This window comes from Sorangium sp. So ce1153 (assembly GCF_051521595.1).
Taxonomy (GTDB): domain Bacteria; phylum Myxococcota_A; class Polyangia; order Polyangiales; family Polyangiaceae; genus Sorangium.
Genome location: NZ_CP150361.1, coordinates 502,995 through 521,335, shown reverse-complemented (window position 1 = coordinate 521,335; position 18,341 = coordinate 502,995). Strand labels below are relative to the sequence as shown.

The window sequence follows — 18,341 nt, the reverse complement described above, 5'->3', positions numbered from 1 at the left end:
CCGCCTCAGTCCACGCGAACGACAGCGACCTGCGCTATCGTGCCGGGGGGCTCCACGTCGACGGTGACGAAATGGCGCCCGATGCCGTCGAGCCGCTCGGGGATCGCGCCGCCGCCCCCCGAGATGTACGCGGGGATCCCCGCGTTCTCGAAGGCATAGAACGAGTGGATGTGACCGTAAAACGTGAGGTCCACGCGCCCGTCCGCGAGCATCGTGAGCAGCTTGTTCGCCTCGGCGCGGCTGGCGAACGCGCCGTTGCGGGTGCCCACCGGGTCGAGGGGCGCGAGGTGCATCGTGACCACGTGCAAGAGCGCCTGCCCCTCCGTGAGCCAGCCGGAGAGCCACTCATAAGCGAGCGGATCGATCGTCGCGCTCGCCGAGTCGAGCATCGTGAACTGCACGCCCCGGAACACGAAGCGAAAGTTCCCGCGACCAAACCACTCGTGATAGAGGTCGTCGCGCGTGCCGAGCTCGTGGTTGCCGAGCGTCGCGTAGCAGGGGAACGCGAGGGTCTTCATCTCGCGCTGGAACCGCTCGAGCTGCTCGGCCGAGCCCCGCGAGGTGAGATCGCCGCTGATGAGCGCGAAGCGGACGCCCTCCGCCTCGTTCATCTTCGCGTAGATGTCCTGCACGCGGTCGATCTGCTCCTGGACATCGGCGAAGACGGCGAACCGCCATGGCTCGAGCCGCGCCGCGTCCGGCGGGCGCAGCGAGAGCGTGGCCTCGGCGCCGGGCGGCAGGGAGACACGATAAGTGCGCTGGGTCGGAAAGGGCGCCTCGACGAGCTCCACCGGCACGCGCTCGTCCCCGACGTGAACCGAGAGCTCGGCGTCGGCGAGCGCGTTCTCGATCGTGACCGTCCACGGCCCGCCGGCGGCGTCGAGGAGGCGCACCGAGAGCACGGGCGCGCTCGCCCAGAGCGAGAGCTCGCCCGGCGCGAGGCGGCGGACGGCCGCGAGCCCCTCGTCCACGACGACGCGCGCCTGGCCCGTCGAGGCCTTTCCCACCTCCAGATCGCGGCGCGCGCGGCCCTCGGCCACGTCGAGGCAGGAGAGGGTGAGCGGCGCGGCGACGGCGAGGAGCACGAGGAGAGCGTTCTTCACGATCATGGCGAGCCTCCGGGGCGCAGGAGCAGCGACAGGCGCCCGACGTACGCAGAGCCCGCCTGCACGTCGGCGAGCACGCCCCAGCCGGGCGAGGCGTAGAGCCGGCCTTGCAGGCCGAGGTGGCCCGGGACCCCGCTGCCGAGGCCGGTGATCTTCGCGCCGGCGGCATAACCGTCGTGCCGGTGCTCGTAAAACACCTTGGCCTCGCCGCGCGGATATCCCTCGTGCCCGAGGTACATGCCGAAGGCGAAGTGTGGGATCAAGAGCTCGTTCCCCTCGAACGGGCGGCGGCCGTAGCGATAGGCCTCGACCGCGACACCCCAGCCCATCTCCGCGAACGAGCCCCGCAGCGTGCGCCCGATGTGGGCGAGATCGAGCCGGCCCTGGAGGGTGACCTCGCCGGTGGTGATCGAGAAGTCGTCGGAGGTGTAGCGGTGGTGCGTGAGCGCGCCCTCGATCTCGAGGAAAGAGCCGTCCGCCGCGCGCGGCCCGTCCGGCGTGCCGGGGCCGACGAAGCGATAGGCCCCCTCGGCGCGCAGGCGCGCGTTGTCGTCGTCCAGCGCAAACCAGCCTGAGCCGGAGAGCCGGATGGAGCGCAGGCGCAGATCCATACCCGACACGAGAAAGGCGCTGTAGGCAAACGTCGGGTCATGGACGTAGGCCAGGCCGAGCTGCGTCTCGACCCAGGGCAGCGCGAGAGGAGGGCTGCCGGTGCCACCCTCCGGGGCGAGCACGCCGTAGATGTCCGCCAGGAGGGACACCCCGAACAGGCCGGCGCCCGTCACGGTGGCGAGCACGATCGGGGCGATGATCCGCCGCGAGGCCCCGGACACCGCCGCGCCCCCGAGGCCGCCGACGACGAGCCCCAGCCCCGCGCCCTCGAGCGCCAGCAGGGAGAGGCCCGTACGCTTCTCGCCCAGAAGGAAGTGACCGGTGCCGTGCACGAGCGCCCCGGGAACCACCGCGCCTCCCGCGGCCAGAGCGCGCCGCGTCGTGGAGGTCTTCTGCCTCGCCGGCGCCGCGCTCGGCGCGACCGCAGGCGCCGCGCTCCGCACGACCGCAGGCGCGGCCGTGGCGGGGGAGGCAGGTTGTTCCTCTCCCTCGTCGGCCTGAACCGGCGCGGCCGCGAGGAAGGCGAGAAGGGCGAGGAAATAGCCTGTCGTTCGCGGGGGCCTCAGCATCGAGATCGTCGTCGCGGGCGCCTACCGTCGCACGGACGAGCGGGCCGTGCACGCCTCGCGTGGCGCCCGGCCCCGCGTCACTGCTCCGACGGCGACGGGGCCTTCACCGGCTCCGGCGGCTCGACCGGGGGCTTCTTGATGTTCTGGCCCATCCCGGGCCGCTGATCCCGCTCGAAGGGGGCAATCGCCTCGGCCCTCCCGCTCGCGGCCGAGTCCTGGATCGCGAGCATCACCCGCACGTCCGCGAACCCTTCGAGGCCCGACGGCTCGGGCTCCTTGTCCTCGAGGACGCACCGCGAGAAATAGACGAGCTCCGGGGCGAACTGGTCGCGCTTCTTGTAGGTCTTCTCCTCGGTCTTGCCGCCCACCGTGAGGTAGTGCTTGATATCGGCCGTGTAGTCGAAGGCCGGCTCCACGCGGAGGTCGCCCTCGGTGCCCGCGATGCGGAACGACGACACGCTCGAGAGCCCCTGGCTCACCGTGAACTGGGCGACAGCGCCGCTCGGGAAGCGCAGGATGGCCGAGGTGGTCTCGTCGACGTCCTTCGCGCGCTTCTCGTCGAGCCGCAGGCTGAGCGCCAGCGCCTCGCTCGGCTCCTCGCGGAAGAGGTAGCGGGCGGCGTTGACGCAGTAGACGCCCAGGTCGAACAGCGCGCCGCCGCCCTCGTCGCTCCGGGTGCGGATGTCGTCGGGGCGCACTACCTGCGTGAACAGGGAGGTGAAGGCGCGCACCTGGCCGAGCTTGCCCGAGCGGGCGATCTCGATCGCCTTCAGGTTCGCCTCCTCGAAGTGGAGGCGGTAGGCGATCATCAGCTTCACGCCGCGGTCCTTCGTGGCGCGGATCATCGCCTCGCAGTCCTCCTCGGTCATCGCCATGGGCTTCTCGCAGAGCACGTGGACGCCCGCGGCCGCGGCGCGCTCGGTGTACTCGCGGTGCATCGTGTTCGGCAGCGCGATGTACACCGCGTCGGCCCGCGAGCGCTTCAGGACGTCCTCCAGCTCGTCGTACCCGCCCCGCTCCGCGACGCCGTGGCGCTCGCCGAGCGCGGCGAGCTTGTCGGGGTCGCCCGAGACGAGCGCCACGAGCTCCGAGTTCTCGGCGGCGTTCTCGAACGCCGGCAGCACGGCGACCTGCGCGATGTTGCCCGCCCCGACGACGGCGTAGCGGATCTTCCTGCTCTCGTTCGGCGCTTTCCTGAACATGGCTCCTCCGTGCGCGGGCAACCCGCGTTCGCGGGGAACATGGAGAGATGGCCGCAGGCGTCAACGGGCCGGGCCGCGCCGAGGTCGGCCTCCTCGCGCCGGCGAGGTCCGGGGCTATCCGCCGGGGTATCCAGGAGCGGAGGGTCGGTCACCTCTCGCGGTGCGATCAGGACCACGGCCGGCGGGTCGCCGAGGGGCTCGGCCTCCCCGCCGGCCCCGAGGCACCGGCGCGCCAGGGCGAGGCCCTAGCCCCGCCGGCGGCGCCGCGCGAGGGCGAGGCCCGCGATCGCGGCGAACGCGGCGACGCCGCCGCCCGGGCCCGCCGGGCCGCCGGCGCTGCACCCCGCCGCGGCCGACGCGCCGTCGCCGGACGCGTCGCCGGCGAGGTCGGTCGACCCGTCGATCCCCGACAGATCCGGCAAGGCGTCGGGCTCCAGGCGCTTCAGCCGCGCCGGGCGCTCCAGCGCCGCGCCCACGAGCGGCGAGACAGCGGCCTCCTGGAACCGGTCCGGGCCCTCGAGGGACACGCGCAGCCCCTCGCCCGGCACCTCGATGATCTCGGCATCGTCCTCCGCGACCTGGAACAGCGTGTTGCCGATCGTCACATACCAGCTCCCGTCCACCCAGCGCGCGTGCCCGAGATCGCTGCTGACCTCCTCGGGCGCGGCGCCGGGGCGGCCGATGTAACGCTTGCCGTCGTTGAGGAACACCACCTCGTCGCCGGCGTCGCTGATGCCGTCGTGGCCGACCCGGAGCTTCTGCTGGTCGAACAGGCTCGATGCGTCGAAGTCGCTGAGCTGGTGCTGCTCGCCGTCCGCCGTCCGCAGCCACACCTGGTTGACGGCCCCGTCGCTCCGCAGGAACCCGACGTGCCCGGCGTGCAGGAGCAGCCCCGCGGAGTTGCCCGAGATCGAGTCGCCGAGCGACACCTCCTCGCCGTCCGCCGTGTACAGGTAGCTCGAGCTCGTGCGCCCGTCCCACCACCGGCCGACGACGTTCGCCCCGTCGGAGATCGGCCGCTGCAGGTTGCCCGGGTGATCCCCGAGGCGGCCCGCGAGCAGGCGGCGGATCCACGGCTCCTCGTAGGTGCCATAGTACACGTCGCCGGCGGCGGTGATGTCGGACTGGAACGGCGACGCGGTGTCCGCCGAATACCAGATGCTCTGGTTCAGCCCCGTCGAGATCGTGTGAAGGTACGCCCTGCCCTCGTTGTGCGACGTCCACACGAGCCGGTCGCCGTTCACCGCGTCGAGCCGGCCCCGCGAGATCCTGGTCCACGCGTCGCCGACCGCCGTGTAGATGCGGCCGGTCCCCGACTGGACCACGGCGCCCGACGGCGTGAGCGCGCCATAGGTCGGATCGCTCCCGGGCGGATCCGGCGGGAGCGTCGCAATCCAGCTCACCTGTTGCGTGGCGCGGTCGAGGACGCCGAGCTGGTCATACCGATCGAGGAACAGGACCCGCGCCGCGTCGAAGTCGAGGATTGCGCCCGGGGCGCGCTGGACGGCGGTGAGCTTCGGGCTCGACTCCACGTAGATGGGCCCGAAGGTCGTGGTCACGCTGGTGCCGGCGCCAGCGTTGCCCGAGATCGTCACGGTGAGCTCTTCCCCCGCCTCGAACGCCGCGAAGGGGCGCGTCAGGAGCTTCAACGTCCCAGGGGGCGAGCTCTCCGTGCGCTCGTTGCAGGCGCTCGCCGTGTGCGTCCGACCCCGGACCTCGACGCAGAGGCTCTGGCACTCCTCGGTCGGCGTCGCGAGGCACCTCGCGTCGAGCGGCGCGTTCCCCGCCACGACGCTCTGAGGCCGCGGGCTCGATAGCCACAGGACCGGCGTCACCGCGTCGCTGGCCCTCTCCACCGTCCGCTCCACCGTCGACCCGTCACCCCACCGGTCGTAGGCGCTGATCGTTAATGCATGGGGACCGTAGGCGAGGTCGCTTATATCGAACCTCCCCTCGAACCGATCTCCGCCGATCGACGAGAGCCGGATCGACACCCCCTCGAGCTCCGCGAACACCCGGTAGATGCCCTTGTCCGAGGACGCGTGAACGCGCACGAGGAGCGTGTCCCCAGCCACGATCAGATCACCCCGGGGCGCGGTGGCGCCGTCCGACGCCAGGACTTCGTCGATCGTCACATCGGCCTGGGCGGCCGCGGCCGAGAGCGACAGGAGCGATGCGACCGCAATGCTGAGAAGCGTACGAGAATCGCGCATGAGTCCTCCGATGGGTTGCCGGCTTGGATGCGACGGCAGGCCGCCGTATTCACGGCGCCCCTGGCCACGGCCCTGCACGAAGACATGGAGCAACGCGAGCACAACCGGAAGCTGGCTCCGACCGGTCGCACGAAACCCGCAAGGATGTTATCCAGATCACACTACGCTCGAGCCCGCCGGCCCTCGCGCCCAGGGGGCCGGTGGCGAGCTCATCCGCGCGGGCCAGCGTCTCTACCTGGGTCGGCGGCAAATGCGAGCAACGCCGAAGAGATGGCAACGCTCCCACTGGAAGAACAGCGTCTTCTCGCGGGCATGAACAGGGCGCAGCCGCGGCGCACCCGAGCGGTCCGGGGGAGGCTTGGCCGGGTGGGGAGCGACGAAAGCGGCCGGGGGGCTCGCCGCGCGAGCTCCGGTGGCCTCGTTGCGTGGCGAGAGCGCGCGTCGCACCTCGGCGGCTTCCCTGGGAGAGCGCCTCCACGGCGCGAGGGCTCGCCGCGACGGTCCGGCCTGGCGCGACTGGCCACCACGCAGCGGGCCGCGAGCCGATGCCGGCGGTCACGGGCGACCGCCGCGTGCGAACCGAGGTGCGCGGGGAAGGCCCGTGTTAGTCTCACCGCGCGCTCACCAGGGGTCAGGCAGAAAGCGCGAGGGGCGGCGTGAACAGCGACGACAGACGGCGTGGAGCCGGACGGGGGCGACCGTCCAGGGGCAGACCCCGCGGCGCTCCGCGGGCGGCGGGCGACGCGCTGGCCCACGCCGTGGCCGACGCGTCGCTGGCCCTGTCGCGCGCCGGCGAGGACGAGGGCGCGCTGCACGGGGCGATCGTGGCGGCGGCGTCTCGCCTCCTCCGGGCCGATATCGCGTGTCTCTACGAGGTCCAGGAGGGGGCGCGCGCGCTCGGCCTCGCCGTCTCCGAGGGCGACCTCGGGGGCGCGACCAGCGCGCTGAAGCGCCTGCCGCTCGACGAAGGCAGCCTCGCCGCCGCGGCCTTTCGCGCGGGGCTCGTGCAGGTCGCGCCCGAGGGCGAGGGCGCCGCGGCGCTCGTCGACGTCGGCGAGCTCCGTCGCCACTGCGGCTGCTCCGTCGCGCTCGCGATCCCGCTCGCCTCCGGCGGCGACCTGCGCGCCGTGCTGCTCTGCGCCGCGGCCCGGCCGGCCCTGCCGCGGGCCGAGGCGGTCGAGATCGCCGGCGCCCTGTCGGGCCTCTTCGGGATGGCGCTCGCCGCCGCCGGGTCGCGCGCCCTGCGCGCCCGGGTCGAGGGGCTCGAGCGGGAGACGCTGGCCCTCGCGCGCTCGCGCGAGCAGCTCAGCGCGGCGATCGCGGAGGCCCGGCGCACCGAGGAGGCGCTCCGGCTGAGCGAGGAAAGCCTGGCCAGGGCGCAGAAGATCGCCGGGCTGGGCAACTGGGACTGGCGCATCCAGAGGAACGAGCTGGTCTGGTCCGACGAATCCTACCGGATGCTGGGGCTGTCCCGCGACGCCGGCGCGCTCACGTACGAGACGTTCTTCGACCGCGTCCATCCAGAGGACCGCGACCGCGTGAAGCGCGCCGTCGACCTCGCGCACCGCGGCGCCGCGCCGTACTGCGTCGATTTCCGGATCATCCGCCCGGACGGCGAGGAGCGCCTCCTTCACACGGAGGCGACCGTGCTCCGCGACCAGGAGGGAGCCCCGCTCCGGATGATCGGCACCGCCCTCGACGTGACCGAGCAGCGGCAGGCGGAGAACGCCTTGCGGCTGAGCGAGGAGCAGCTGCGGGTGATCGCGGAGCACGCGAGCGACGTCATCTTCCGCATGCGGCTCGGCCCCGAGGAAGGCTATGAGTACATCAACCCCGCCGTGCTCGAGCACACAGGCTATCCGCCCGAGGCCTGGTACGAGAACCCCCGGCTCATCCTCTCGCTGATCCACCCGGAGGACACCGCGCGCTATCACGAGTTCGTCGAGCGCATGGCGGCCGGCGGCGGGCGGCTGACCTTCCGGATCGTCGATCGGAGCGGCCGGGTACGCTGGATCGCGACCCACATCGCGATCCAGCGCGACGCGAGCGGAAAGCCGCTCACCGGGATCGGCGTCTCGCGCGATGTCACCCTGGAGAAGCTCGCCGACGAGGAGCGCGAGCGGCTCCTCCAGCAGCTCGCGGCCGAGCGGATCTGGCTCAACGCGGTCATCGAGCGCACGCCGGTCGGCATCGTCCTGCTCGACCCGGACGGCCAGCAGATCACCTGGAACCACCGCGCTCAGGAGCTCGCCCAGACGGCCCCGCCGTACGAGATGAGGGGCGCGTCGTACATTTGCCTCCCGGACGGGCAGCCGCTCGCCGCGGGCGATTGCCCCGCGCTGCGCGCGCTGCGCGGCGAGGTCACGACCGCGCGGGAGCTCTCGCTGCGGCGCGCCGACGGGAGCGACATGGCCGTGCTCATGAGCGCCGGGCCCATCGTCGACGCCGGAGGGAAGCTGCTCGGCGCCGTCCTCGCGTTCGAGGACATCACGCGCCTGAAGGAGCTGGAGCGGCTCAAGGAGGAGTGGACCTCGGTGGTGGCGCACGATCTGAAGCAGCCCGTGACGACGATCGTCGGCTACGCGGCGCAGCTCGAGCGGAAGCCCCACGTCGCCGACGCGGTGAAGTCCCGGGCAGGCCACATCCTGGCGAGCGCCAGGCGGCTCGGGCGGATGGTCTCCGATCTCACGGACATCTCTCGCATCGAGTCGCGGCGGCTCGCGATCGAGCGCGCGCCCGTCGACCTGCCGGCGCTCGTGCGGGCCGTCGTGGAGCGGATGGCGAGCGACACCGAGGGGAACGCGGTCGAGGTCGAGACCAGGGGCGAGATCCCGACCGTGCTCGCGGACGCCGGCCGCGTGGAGCAGGTGCTCAGCAACCTGCTCTCGAACGCCGCGAAATATGGGGACTCCGGGACGCCGATCACGACGAGCCTGGAGCGGCGGGACGACGCGGTGGAGATCTCCATCCGGAACAGGGGCCGGGGCATCCCGCCGGAGGATCTGCCGTTCCTCTTCGAGCGGTTCTTCCGGGGCAAGGCGCGGGAGGAGCGCGTCCTCGGCCTCGGTCTCGGCCTGTACATCGCGAAGGGCCTGATCGAGGCGCACGGCGGCAGCATCTGGGTCGAGAGCTCAGGCGACGGTCACACGACGTTCTATTTCACGCTGCCGCTCGCGGGCTGAGGGCCGGGCTCGCGCCGCCGCGCGCCGGGAGCTGCGAGCGCCGGGCCGCGGTCGGATCGGGAGCCCGAGACAGGCTGTCAGCGCGCCCCGGCGGCCGGAGAGGGCGTGGGGCCCCACTGCGGCTCAGGCGCGTCGACGCCCGCGCCGCCCGCGGGGACGGCGTGGCTTCGCCCGGTGATGCGCTCGAACTCCACGACGTCGTGGGAGCACACGAGGGTCACCTCGTGGCCGTGCTCCTTGCGCAGCGCGCGGAGCCGGCGCTGGTTCTCTAGCCGCGCGCCGCGGTCCTTCTCCATCATGACCTGATAGAAGCGCAGGCCCGGCGTGCAGCGCGGCCGCGCGAGGTCCATCTCGCGATGATAGAAGTAGGCGTCGCCGGCGAGGAGCAGCCAGCCGCCCCCGCTGCGGACCGCCACGCCGGCGTGGCCCAGGGTGTGACCGATGAGCGGGACGAGGAGCACCTCGTCCTTCAGACTGCCGACGGCGCGCGCGCCCTCGAAGCCGAACCAGCGCTCGCCCCCCGACGGATAGGCGATCCAGCTCGGCTGCGTCGACCACTGGGCGGGCCGGTAGCGCATGCGATCGAGGAGCGTGCGCCGTGCGAGCGCGGCGTCGCGCTCGTCGGCGAGCAGGTGGACCTCGGCCCCGGGGAAGTCGTCGAGGCCTCCGGCGTGGTCGAAATCGAGGTGGGTGAGCACGATGTGGCGGACGTCCTCGGGCCGAAAGCCGAGGCGCTGGATCTGCCGGTACGCCGTCATCTCGGCGCGGAACTCCGGCCGCACGAGGAAGAGGAAGAACCGGCTCAGCCGCTTCCTGGCCATGGAGACGTCCAGCAGCCCGAGCCCGGTGTCCACGAGCACCAGACCGCTGTCTGTCTCGAGGAGCAGGCAGTGGCACGTCAGCCGTCCGCGGAGCCCCAGCGTCTGCCCATCCATCAGCGCGCCGCCGATCGGGCAGGTCGAGATGCAGTTGAGATGATGGATTCGCATGCGCCCCTCTCGCGGCCAGGCATCCACGCAGCTGCACGGGTGGTTGCGCAGGTGCGCAGTTCCGCCATTGCGCAGTTCCGCAATCGCACGGGTGCACGGGGCATGCCGGTCGCGGGCGTCCCTGCCGGTGAGCGGTGGCCCCACCGGAGGCCTGAGCCGGTGGCCGCGCTCATCGCCGGAGCGCACTTCATGTCAGCCGTTGCCGGATGAGAGCGCTACCTTCCGCCACACCGAGACACTTCGCGACGTCGATGCACGAACTGCCCTGCTTCTCGTCGCGGTAAGGCAGACGAGAGGGAGAGAACTGCCGAGACGCCAAGAACGCCACGAGAGAGAAATTGATTTTGCTGTTTCTCCCTTGGCGTTCTTGGCGGTTCTCTCCCCTCTCCGACCCCCTGCTCAGGCGCCGCCGGCGAGCCGCAGGTGGTGGCCCAATTTGCCCCGGAGTGATTCACATGAAGGCGGGAAGGCAGGAAGATCATTGATCTTTTCTTCCCGCCTTCCCGCCTTCATGTTCAAATCCGGCCACCACCGAGCCGCAAGCCGGGAAGACCCCGCACGCCGGCGGGTGCGATCCGCCGGGTCCTGATCGCGCATGTTCTTCGTGAGGGGGCGGGCGGCCTTGACTTTCGGATCGCGCCTGGACAGTTCCTAGCCCCCGAGCGCCGCATGTCCTTCGCCGCCTTCGCCCGCGCCACCGCGCTTCACCCCGAGTTCCGCCGCGGCGCGCGCGACATGCTGCACGTGTCGCTCGGCGTGGCCGCCTGGGGCCTCGTGACCGGCGTCGCGATGGTCAAGGGCGGGCTCACGGCCCCGCTCGCGGCGCTGATGTCGCTGCTCGTCTTCGCCGGCAGCGCGCAGCTCGCCACGATGCCGCTGATCACGTCCGGCGCGCCGATCTGGGTCATCTGGGCCACCGCCACCTGCGTGAACCTGCGCTTCGTGATCTTCAGCGCGATGTGGCGGCCCTACTTCGCGCACCTCCCGCGCTGGCGGCGGTGCCTGATGGGCTACTTCAGCGGCGACCTGAACTACGTGATCTTCATGAAGCGCTTCCCCGCCCCCGAGCCGGCGCCCGAGCAGGAGCCGTACTTCTGGGGCGGCGTCGCGACGAACTGGTCCTCGTGGCACGGCTCGTCGCTGGGCGGCATCGCGCTCGCCAACGCCGTCCCTGTCGAGTGGGGGCTGGGCTTCGCCGGCGTGCTCGCCCTGCTGGGCATCACCTGCTCGCTGCTGCAGGACCGGGCCACGTGGCTGGCGGGCGGCACCGCCGCCTCCGCCGCGCTCGCGGCCTACGCGCTGCCGCTGAAGCTCAACATCCTGGTCGCGATCGCCGCCGCGGTCGCGGTCGGCCTCAGCATCGAGGCGGCCGAGGAGGCGCGGCGACGCGCGCGCGAGCGCGCCGCGGAGGCCGCGAAAGCCGCGGAAGCCGAACGATGAGCGCCTGGGCTACCGCCGTCACGATCCTCGGGCTGGCGCTGATCACCGTCTGCACGCGCAGCTTCTTCCTGTTCCCCGACCAGGACCTGCCGATGCCCGGCTGGCTCCGGCGCGGGCTGCGCTACGCGCCGCTGGCGGCGCTGGTGGCGGTCATCGCGCCCGAGGTGCTGATGACGCAGGGCCACCTGATCGCGACCTTGCAGGACGCGCGGCTGCCCGCGAGCGTCGCGGCCAGCGTTTACTACTTCTCGCGCCGAGGCATCCTGGGGACCATCGTGATCGGCATGGCGGTGTTCCTGCCGCTGCGCATCGGGCTGGGCTGGTAGCTACCGTGCTCCCCTGAACAGGACACCAGCGCCTGCGGGGCTGTTACCCACGCTCTGGGTCGCTGCTCGCGCAGGTTCTCTTGATGGGCCGAGGCTGGTAGGCTGGGCGACATGTCGGACAAGGGTGTTCACCCGTCGGACGATCGGGAGGTGTCCCCCGCGGACGCGCGCGGCTCGCCCGGGGCCCGGAGCCACCTCGGCGAGGGGGATGTCGTCGGCGAGCGCTTCCGGCTCGAGCAGCTGCTGAAGAAAGGGGGCATGGGCCGGGTCTTCCGGGCGACCGATCTGCGCCTCGGCGAGCAGGTGGCGCTCAAGCTGATGGATCCGGCGATCCTCGGGACCGAGCGGGCGCGCGCCCGCTTCCTCCGCGAGGCGCAGACCGCGGCGAGGCTGCGGGGCGCGAACGTGGTCCAGATCCTCGACTTCGACATCGACGCTGCCACGCAGGCGCCCTTCATCGCCATGGAGCTCCTCCGCGGCGAGGACCTGGCCGAGCGGCTCGCGCGCGGGCCCCTCGCTTACGCCGAGACGGCGGCGATCCTCGCCGACGTCTGCAGCGCCGTCAGCAAGGCCCACGGCATGAAGATCGTCCACCGCGACCTCAAGCCGGCCAACATCTTCCTCGTCGACGACGAGGACCGCCCCCTCTGCAAGCTCCTCGACTTCGGGGTCGTCAAGCTCGGGGATCTCGGGCTCGACCGCCAGGGGACGCCGCAGACCGACGCCGGCTCGACCCTGGGCACGGTGAGCTACATGGCCCCGGAGCAGCTCGCGAACGCCCGGGAGGTCGACCTCCGCGCGGACCTCTGGTCGATCGGCGTGATCGCGTACGAGTGCATGACCGGGCGCCGGCCCTTCCGCGGCGACTCGCTCTTCGAGCTGGTGCACCAGATCTGCAACGTCACGCCGGTCGCGCCCTCGCGGGTGGCCGACGTGCCGGGCGGCTTCGACGCCTGGTTCGCCCGGGCGACGCACCGCGACCGCGACCGCCGGTTCGCCTCCGCCCGCGAGCTCCTCGAGGCGCTGCGGGCCCTCGCCGGGCGCCCGCCGGAGCTCGTCGTCGAGAGGCCCCCCGAGCTCCCGCCCGAGCCCATGAACCGCCAGAGCTGGGCCTCGGACGCCAACCAGATCGACATCGGCGCGCTCAAGGACCTGACGTTCAAGAACGCCGTGGTCCGCGAGTTCCTCGACAGCGCCAACAAGCACTTTGTCTCGGGGAGCAAGGGGCTCGGCAAGACCCTCCTGCTCACCTACAAGCGCTCGGTCCTCAGCGACATCTACCTGGCGGCGAACGGCCGCGACCGCCGCCACGCCGCCGTGCAGTTCATCCCGGAGGGGCGGCCGTACCTCGACCTCATGGGCGACCTGGCCAGCGTCGACCAGACCCAGGCCGCTCTCATGTCGGGCCTCTACGAGTGCAAGCGGCTCTGGAGCTTCAGCTTCCGCCTGTCGATCGTCTCGTACCACCCCGCCCTCCTCGGCGATCCCGAGGACCTCGCGCCGCTCCCCCGGGGCCTGCGCGGGTTCCTCGAGGGCCGGCCGGTCGAGCCGACGATGGTGGTGAAGGAGCTCCTGTCGCTGACCGTCCGCCAGATGAACCAGGTCATCGACGCGATGGAGGGCCCGCTCGAGCGGCGGCTCCGCTCGCTCCACAGCGGTATCTACATCTTCGTCGACAAGCTCGATCAGGCGCTCCGCCGGCTGCCGCGGGCCGCGTGGATCCACATGCAGGCGGGGATGATCGAGGCGGCGTGGGACCTGATGAACGCCAACCGGCACGTCAAGATCTTCGCCGCGATCCGCGAGGAGGCGTTCTCCGCCTACGAGTCCGACATCAAGGCCAACCTCTACGGCGCGACCTCGACGCTCCGCTACGCCAAGCACGAGCTCTTCGAGCTGCTCGAGAAGCTCACGTATTACTACGAGCGGCTGCCGCTCCGCGAGTTCATCCACCTCGACATGGTGAGCACCGGGCGCTCGCCCCGCGGGGAGAGGGCCTTCGACTTCCTTTATCGCCACACGCTCGGGCGGCCGCGCGACCTCGTGATCCTCGCCTCGGAGATCTCGCGCAACCGCCGGGCCCTCGACGAGCGGACGTTCACGCAGATCGTGCAGGGCACGAGCGCGGGCCTCCTGGTCGCCAACATCTTCGACGAGATGCGGGTCTTCCTCGAGGTGCTCTGTCACCGCGACAAGCGGAATCAGTTCATCGGCCTGCTCCCCCGCGACGTCCTCACCCACGACGAGGTGGTCGAGGTCTGGTGCAGCTTCCACGGGGTCGATCGCGCGTACTTCGACGCCCACGGCCGGAACGCCGATGACGTCTACCACCCTTTCCGCGAGCTGTTCGAGTGCGGCCTCCTCGGGGTCCTCAGCGCCGACACGGCGGCCGGGGGCCACGTCCAGCGCTTCCGCCAGCCGCACGACGCGGTGGTCGGCTCGCGCCACGAGCTGCCGCGCTCGCGGTATTACCTCCTCCACCCCGCCTTCCGGGCGATGATCGAGCGGTTCCCCGGCGGCGGCCGGTTCAACGCGGTCCGCCACGTCGTCATCGGCCACGGGGAGCCCTGGCCCCGCCACGCGGACCTCGTGGTCGAGGTCCAGCGCGAGCTCTTCCGGCGCCCGGACGCCGGCGAGGAGATCGGCGAGGCGGTGTTTTCCCTCCTCGACCGGCTCGCGGCCGACATCGCCGACGGGGAGAGCGCCGACGCCGCGCGGCGGGCGATCGCCGCTTCGCCCGCCTTCGCCCGCCTCAGCGCCGAGCTCGACCGGATCCACTGGGACGAGCTCCACGTCGCGCTGATCGACCTCTTCCCTTCCGGGCGGCGGTCGGAGCCGGAGCTGACCAACCGGGTCGAGGTGGCGATGCTCCTCATCGACATCGTGCGATCGACCCACATGATCCGCGACCTCGGCGACACCCGCTTCGTCGACCACCTGGAGCGGCTCCGCAGCGCCCTGCGCGAATCGGCGAACCTCCGCCTGCTGAAGGGGGTCGGCGACGGCTACCTCGCTGTCTATCCCACGGTGGCCCGCGCGCTCGAGGCGGCGCGCATGCTCCGCGGCGCGGTCGACGATCCTGCGCAGATCCGCCTCGTCATCCACGCGGGCCTCGTGCGGATGAGCGACCATGACGTCATCGGCACGGAGGTCCACCGGCTCTTCCGGATCGAGGCGGTCACCGACGACGATCGCGCGGAGGAGCCCCACACCGGGGTCACCCTGCCGCACCCCGGCCGGGTGACGCTCTCGCGGTCCGCCGTGGCCGCGCTCCCGGAGGCTGCGCGCGCGGGCTTCCGCCGGGCGGGCGCCTTCCGTCTCAAGGGGTTCGACGAGCCCGAGGCGATCTGGGTGGAGAACGCGGCCGGCCCGTGAGGGCCTTGCGCCTCGACGAGCTCCTCGGCCACGTGTGGTAGGCTGTCGCCCTATGAACGAGCTGCTGGGCCTCGAATTCTCGCCGTGGACCGAGAAGGCGCGCTGGGCGCTCGACGTCCGGCGCGTCCCGTACACCTTCCGGCACTACCTGCCGCTGATCGGCGAGCCGGCGCTCCGGGCGAAGCTCCGCCGGCTCACGGGCCGCGTGAGCGTGCCGGTGCTGACCACCGACGAGGGGCGCGTGCTCGACGGCTCGACCGACATCGCGCGCTGGGCGGACGGGCGCGGCGCCGGTCCGACGCTGTTCCCGACCGAGCACGAGGCCGAGATCGCGCGGCTCATCGATCTGTCGGAGCGCGCCCTCTCCGCCGGGCGGGCCCGCGCGCTGTCTCGCATGCTGGCCGACGACGAGGCGCTCGCCGAGATGGCGCCCGGGCCGATCCGCGGCGCGCTCGGCCCCCTCGCCTCCCGGCTCGGGGCGCTGGGCGTCCGCCGCACCCTCCGCAAGTACGGCGGCAACGCGGTCGACGCCGAGGCGCACCTGCAAACGCAGGTGGCCGCGCTGGACGAGCTGCGCGCGACGCTCGCGCGGAAGACGCTGGCCGGAGCGGGGCCGAAGACGCTCCTCGACAGCTTCACGTTCGCCGACATCGCGATGAGCCAGGTGCTCGTGAACGCGGCGCCGCCCGCCGAGCTGAAGCTCGGCGCCGCCAGCCGGCGGTGCTTCTCCGATCCCGAGCTGGGCGACCGCTACGCCGACCTGATCGCGTGGCGCGACGAGCTTTACCGCGCCTACCGCACCAGCTGACCGACCGTGTCCGGCGCGTCGGTCCCGCGCGCGATCACCGGCGCGCGATCACCAGCGCGCGATCACCAGCGCGCCTGCGCCTGCTGGGCTATCAGCTTGGCCTCGGCGAGCGCCGGCGCGATCTCGCCGCGCGTCTGCTCGACCAGCGCCGCGGGCGCGGACTCCGGCGATCCCGCCTGGAACGGCGGGTCAGGGTCGTATTCCATGATGAGCTGCGCCCTCTGCGCCGCCGCGTCGTCCCGCATCTTGGCGGCGACCCGGAGCCCGAAGTCGATGCCTGACGTCACGCCTCCGCCGGTGATGCGATTCCTGTCCTCGACGTAGCGCGCGTCGACGCGCTCGGCCCCGAGCAGCGGCAGCACCTCGCGAAAGCCCCAGTGCGTGGTCGCGCGGTGACCGCGGAGCAGCCCTGCCGCGCCGAGCACGAGCGACCCCGTGCAAACGCTCGTCACGTAGCTCGCCTGCTCCCCCCTCGCCGCGAGGAAGTCGAGGACCACGCCGTCCTTCATCACGGCGAACGTGCCCGCCACGCCGCCAGGTACGAAGAGGACCGCGAGCTCTTCAGGGCATGTCTCGAAGCTCGCCGTGGGGAAGAGGGTGATGCCCGAGTCCGTCGTGATCGGGTCGAGCGTCTTCCAGACGAGGTGTATCTTCACGTCGTCGAGGAAGCTGAAGGACGTCTGGGGACCGATGAGGTCGAGCGCGGTGAAGCCAGGATAAACAAGCATGGCGATGTGCTGCATCGAGGAGCTCTCTCCTTCTGGCGTCGTGGTGGTTTGCCCGGGCGCGCCGTCGCCTTGCGAGCACCCGCCGATCGTCTGCAGGGCGGCGAGTGCGGCGCTCGCGGCGGCGAGATCAAGCATCTGTCGTCGTTTCATGAGCCGTGTCTACTCACTGCGACGCGGCGCGACCATGCGACATGTTGTCCTGCGTCGCGGTGTCGCATCGGGAGCTCTTCAACGTCGCTCGACCGTGCGACATGTTGTCCTGCGTCGCGGTGTCGCATCGGGGCTTCTCGGGTGCGCGCGCGCCTCGGAGGAGGCTCGTCCCAAACTGGGTCGCGCCGGCGGGCACCGCTCTCCTGCCCCGCCCGCTCCCCGAGCTGACGACGCCAGAATGCTCCACACGGTGGGCAGGTAGTACACCAGCGCACGACTACGATGTACGTCCGCTCCACCGGGCTGAGGGGTCGACTCTGGCGCTCGAATTTCAGCGCGGGGTCTGGTACCGATGGAATTCATCATGAACCAAGCGTGGCAGACGGATGAGCTCGGGCGGTTCTTCGAGCTGTCCGTCGATCTGGTGGGCACGGCCGGTGTTGACGGGTATTTCAAGCGGATCGGCCAGGCGTGGGAGCGGACGCTCGGGTTCTCGCGCGAGGAGATCCTGGCGATCCCCTTCATCGACCTGGTGCATCCCGACGATCGAGAGCGCACGCTGGCCGAGTCGGCGCTGTCGTTCGCCGGGAGTGGGAGCGTGACGTTCACGAACCGCTACCGGTGCCGCGACGGGTCGTATCGATGGATCGAGTGGAACTCCTCGCTTCATCGGGAGGCGGGGCTCGTCTATTTCGTCGCGCGCGACATCACGGATCGCAAGCGCGCGGAGGAGTCGCTCGTCGCGGCCGAGTCCCGGTTCCGGGCGGCGATCGAGGGCAGCCTGGACGCCTTCTTCGTGCTCCGGTGCGCGCTCGACGAGGCGGGAGAGGTCGACGATTTCGTGTTCACCGAGGCCAACCAGAACGCCATTACCGGGCTGAGGAGGCCTCGCGAGGAGATCATCGGCCGGCGGTTGACCGAGGTCGTGCCCTCCGCGCGCTCCCTCGGAAGGCTGGAGGTGTACGCGCGCGCCTACCGGACGGGCGAGCGGATCCTCGAGGAGCGGGAGACCCAGAGTCCGGGGTACGAGGGGCGATGGCTCCAGAGCCAGATCATCCCTCTCGTCGACGGGGTCGCGGTCGCGGTCAGGGACATCACGCCTTCCAAGCGGCTGGAGGTCGAGCTCAGGGACGCGCTCCAGCGCCGGGAGGCCTACGCCGAGGAGCTCGAGCAGAAGCACCGGCTGTTCGCGGAGGAGAACGCCGAGCGCCAGCGCGCCGAGGCGTTGATGCGGGAGCAGCGCGAGACGATGCTGGCCATGTCCACGCCCATCATCCAGGCGTGGGAGGGGATCCTCGTGCTGCCGATCATCGGGACGGTGGAGACCGCGCGGGCGGCGCACCTCATGGAGCGGCTGCTCGCCGAGATCGTGCGGACGGGCGCGCGCTTCGCCGTCCTCGACCTGACCGGCGTCAGCGCGGTCGACTCCGCGACGGTCGCCCACCTCCTCGCCCTGGTGCGCGCGGCGCGCCTCCTCGGCAGCAACTGCCTCGTGTCGGGGGTCTCGCCCGCGATCGCGCGGACGATGACGGAGCTCGGCGGGGCCGAGGGCGCGTTCAGGACCTTCGGTGTGCTCCAGAACGCCTTGAAGTACGCGCTCTCGCGCTGTAGCGCGCGGGGCGCGCCGTGAGGCCGTTCACG

Annotated in this window: 12 protein-coding genes; 6 read left to right on the top strand and 6 right to left on the bottom strand. The window is 71.7% G+C overall.

Annotation, left to right across the window (positions count from 1 at the left end; genetic code table 11):
* Window positions 1-5: 5 nt before the first annotated feature.
* The 4 genes from WME85_RS01875 to WME85_RS01860 all read right to left on the bottom strand — a co-directional run bounded on the left by WME85_RS01875 (window position 6) and on the right by WME85_RS01860 (window position 5,345).
* A complete protein-coding gene (locus WME85_RS01875) occupies window positions 6-1,109 on the bottom strand; it encodes a metallophosphoesterase family protein (RefSeq protein ID WP_437834761.1) in 1,104 nt (367 codons plus the stop codon).
* Window positions 1,106-2,287 (bottom strand): hypothetical protein, encoded by a 1,182-nt coding sequence (locus WME85_RS01870; RefSeq protein ID WP_437834759.1) that lies wholly within the window; start codon window positions 2,285-2,287, stop codon window positions 1,106-1,108. The genes WME85_RS01875 and WME85_RS01870 overlap by 4 nt, the downstream gene beginning before the upstream one ends.
* A 77-nt stretch (window positions 2,288-2,364) precedes the next feature.
* Entirely contained in the window at window positions 2,365-3,489 is a 1,125-nt protein-coding gene (locus WME85_RS01865; protein ID WP_437834757.1) for a Gfo/Idh/MocA family protein, read from the bottom strand.
* Between the two features lie 245 nt (window positions 3,490-3,734).
* Window positions 3,735-5,345 (bottom strand): hypothetical protein, encoded by a 1,611-nt coding sequence (locus WME85_RS01860; RefSeq protein WP_437834756.1) that lies wholly within the window; start codon window positions 5,343-5,345, stop codon window positions 3,735-3,737.
* Between the two features lie 1,115 nt (window positions 5,346-6,460).
* Between WME85_RS01860 and WME85_RS01855 the strand changes: the two genes are divergently transcribed.
* A complete protein-coding gene (locus WME85_RS01855; RefSeq protein ID WP_437834754.1) occupies window positions 6,461-8,884 on the top strand; it encodes a PAS domain-containing protein in 2,424 nt (807 codons plus the stop codon).
* A gap of 77 nt (window positions 8,885-8,961) precedes the next feature.
* Here the strand turns inward: WME85_RS01855 and WME85_RS01850 are convergent, their stop codons facing one another.
* A complete protein-coding gene (locus WME85_RS01850) occupies window positions 8,962-9,873 on the bottom strand; it encodes an MBL fold metallo-hydrolase (RefSeq protein ID WP_437834752.1) in 912 nt (303 codons plus the stop codon).
* A gap of 669 nt (window positions 9,874-10,542) precedes the next feature.
* Here WME85_RS01850 and WME85_RS01845 point away from each other — a divergent pair.
* From WME85_RS01845 to WME85_RS01830, 4 genes are all read left to right on the top strand, one after another.
* Window positions 10,543-11,313, top strand: a complete 771-nt coding sequence (locus tag WME85_RS01845) for an AzlC family ABC transporter permease (protein WP_437834750.1) — start codon at window positions 10,543-10,545, stop codon at window positions 11,311-11,313.
* Entirely contained in the window at window positions 11,310-11,639 is a 330-nt protein-coding gene (locus WME85_RS01840; protein ID WP_437834748.1) for an AzlD domain-containing protein, read from the top strand. The genes WME85_RS01845 and WME85_RS01840 overlap by 4 nt, the downstream gene beginning before the upstream one ends.
* Before the next feature lie 111 nt (window positions 11,640-11,750).
* Window positions 11,751-15,014 carry a protein kinase domain-containing protein gene (locus WME85_RS01835; RefSeq protein WP_437834747.1) on the top strand — a complete coding sequence of 1,088 codons (3,264 nt, stop codon included), beginning with the start codon at window positions 11,751-11,753 and terminating at the stop codon, window positions 15,012-15,014.
* 52 nt (window positions 15,015-15,066) lie between these two features.
* On the top strand, window positions 15,067-15,822 hold the full coding sequence (locus WME85_RS01830; protein ID WP_437834745.1) for a glutathione S-transferase: 756 nt from the start codon (window positions 15,067-15,069) through the stop codon (window positions 15,820-15,822).
* A 62-nt stretch (window positions 15,823-15,884) separates the two neighbouring features.
* On the opposite strand, the gene WME85_RS01825 is transcribed toward WME85_RS01830, so the two are convergent.
* Window positions 15,885-16,700, bottom strand: coding sequence for a DJ-1/PfpI family protein (locus WME85_RS01825; protein ID WP_437834743.1), 816 nt, complete (start codon window positions 16,698-16,700; stop codon window positions 15,885-15,887).
* 364 nt (window positions 16,701-17,064) lie between these two features.
* On the opposite strand from WME85_RS01825, the gene WME85_RS01820 reads away from it, so the two are divergent.
* Complete coding sequence (locus WME85_RS01820; RefSeq protein WP_437834741.1) at window positions 17,065-18,330, top strand: PAS domain S-box protein; 1,266 nt, start codon at window positions 17,065-17,067, stop codon at window positions 18,328-18,330.
* The last annotated feature ends 11 nt before the right edge of the window (window positions 18,331-18,341 follow it).

What these genes read in the sequence shown, in the direction of transcription:
- WME85_RS01820 (WP_437834741.1), top strand. Translation starts at nt 17,065, where the DNA reads ATGAACCAAGCGTGGCAGACGGATGAGCTCGGGCGGTTCTTCGAGCTG.
- WME85_RS01835 (WP_437834747.1), top strand. Translation starts at nt 11,751, where the DNA reads ATGTCGGACAAGGGTGTTCACCCGTCGGACGATCGGGAGGTGTCCCCC.
- WME85_RS01845 (WP_437834750.1), top strand. Translation starts at nt 10,543, where the DNA reads ATGTCCTTCGCCGCCTTCGCCCGCGCCACCGCGCTTCACCCCGAGTTC.
- WME85_RS01840 (WP_437834748.1), top strand. Translation starts at nt 11,310, where the DNA reads ATGAGCGCCTGGGCTACCGCCGTCACGATCCTCGGGCTGGCGCTGATC.
- WME85_RS01875 (WP_437834761.1), bottom strand. Translation starts at nt 1,109, where the DNA reads ATGATCGTGAAGAACGCTCTCCTCGTGCTCCTCGCCGTCGCCGCGCCG.
- WME85_RS01865 (WP_437834757.1), bottom strand. Translation starts at nt 3,489, where the DNA reads ATGTTCAGGAAAGCGCCGAACGAGAGCAGGAAGATCCGCTACGCCGTC.
- WME85_RS01830 (WP_437834745.1), top strand. Translation starts at nt 15,067, where the DNA reads ATGAACGAGCTGCTGGGCCTCGAATTCTCGCCGTGGACCGAGAAGGCG.
- WME85_RS01825 (WP_437834743.1), bottom strand. Translation starts at nt 16,700, where the DNA reads ATGAAACGACGACAGATGCTTGATCTCGCCGCCGCGAGCGCCGCACTC.
- WME85_RS01850 (WP_437834752.1), bottom strand. Translation starts at nt 9,873, where the DNA reads ATGCGAATCCATCATCTCAACTGCATCTCGACCTGCCCGATCGGCGGC.
- WME85_RS01870 (WP_437834759.1), bottom strand. Translation starts at nt 2,287, where the DNA reads ATGCTGAGGCCCCCGCGAACGACAGGCTATTTCCTCGCCCTTCTCGCC.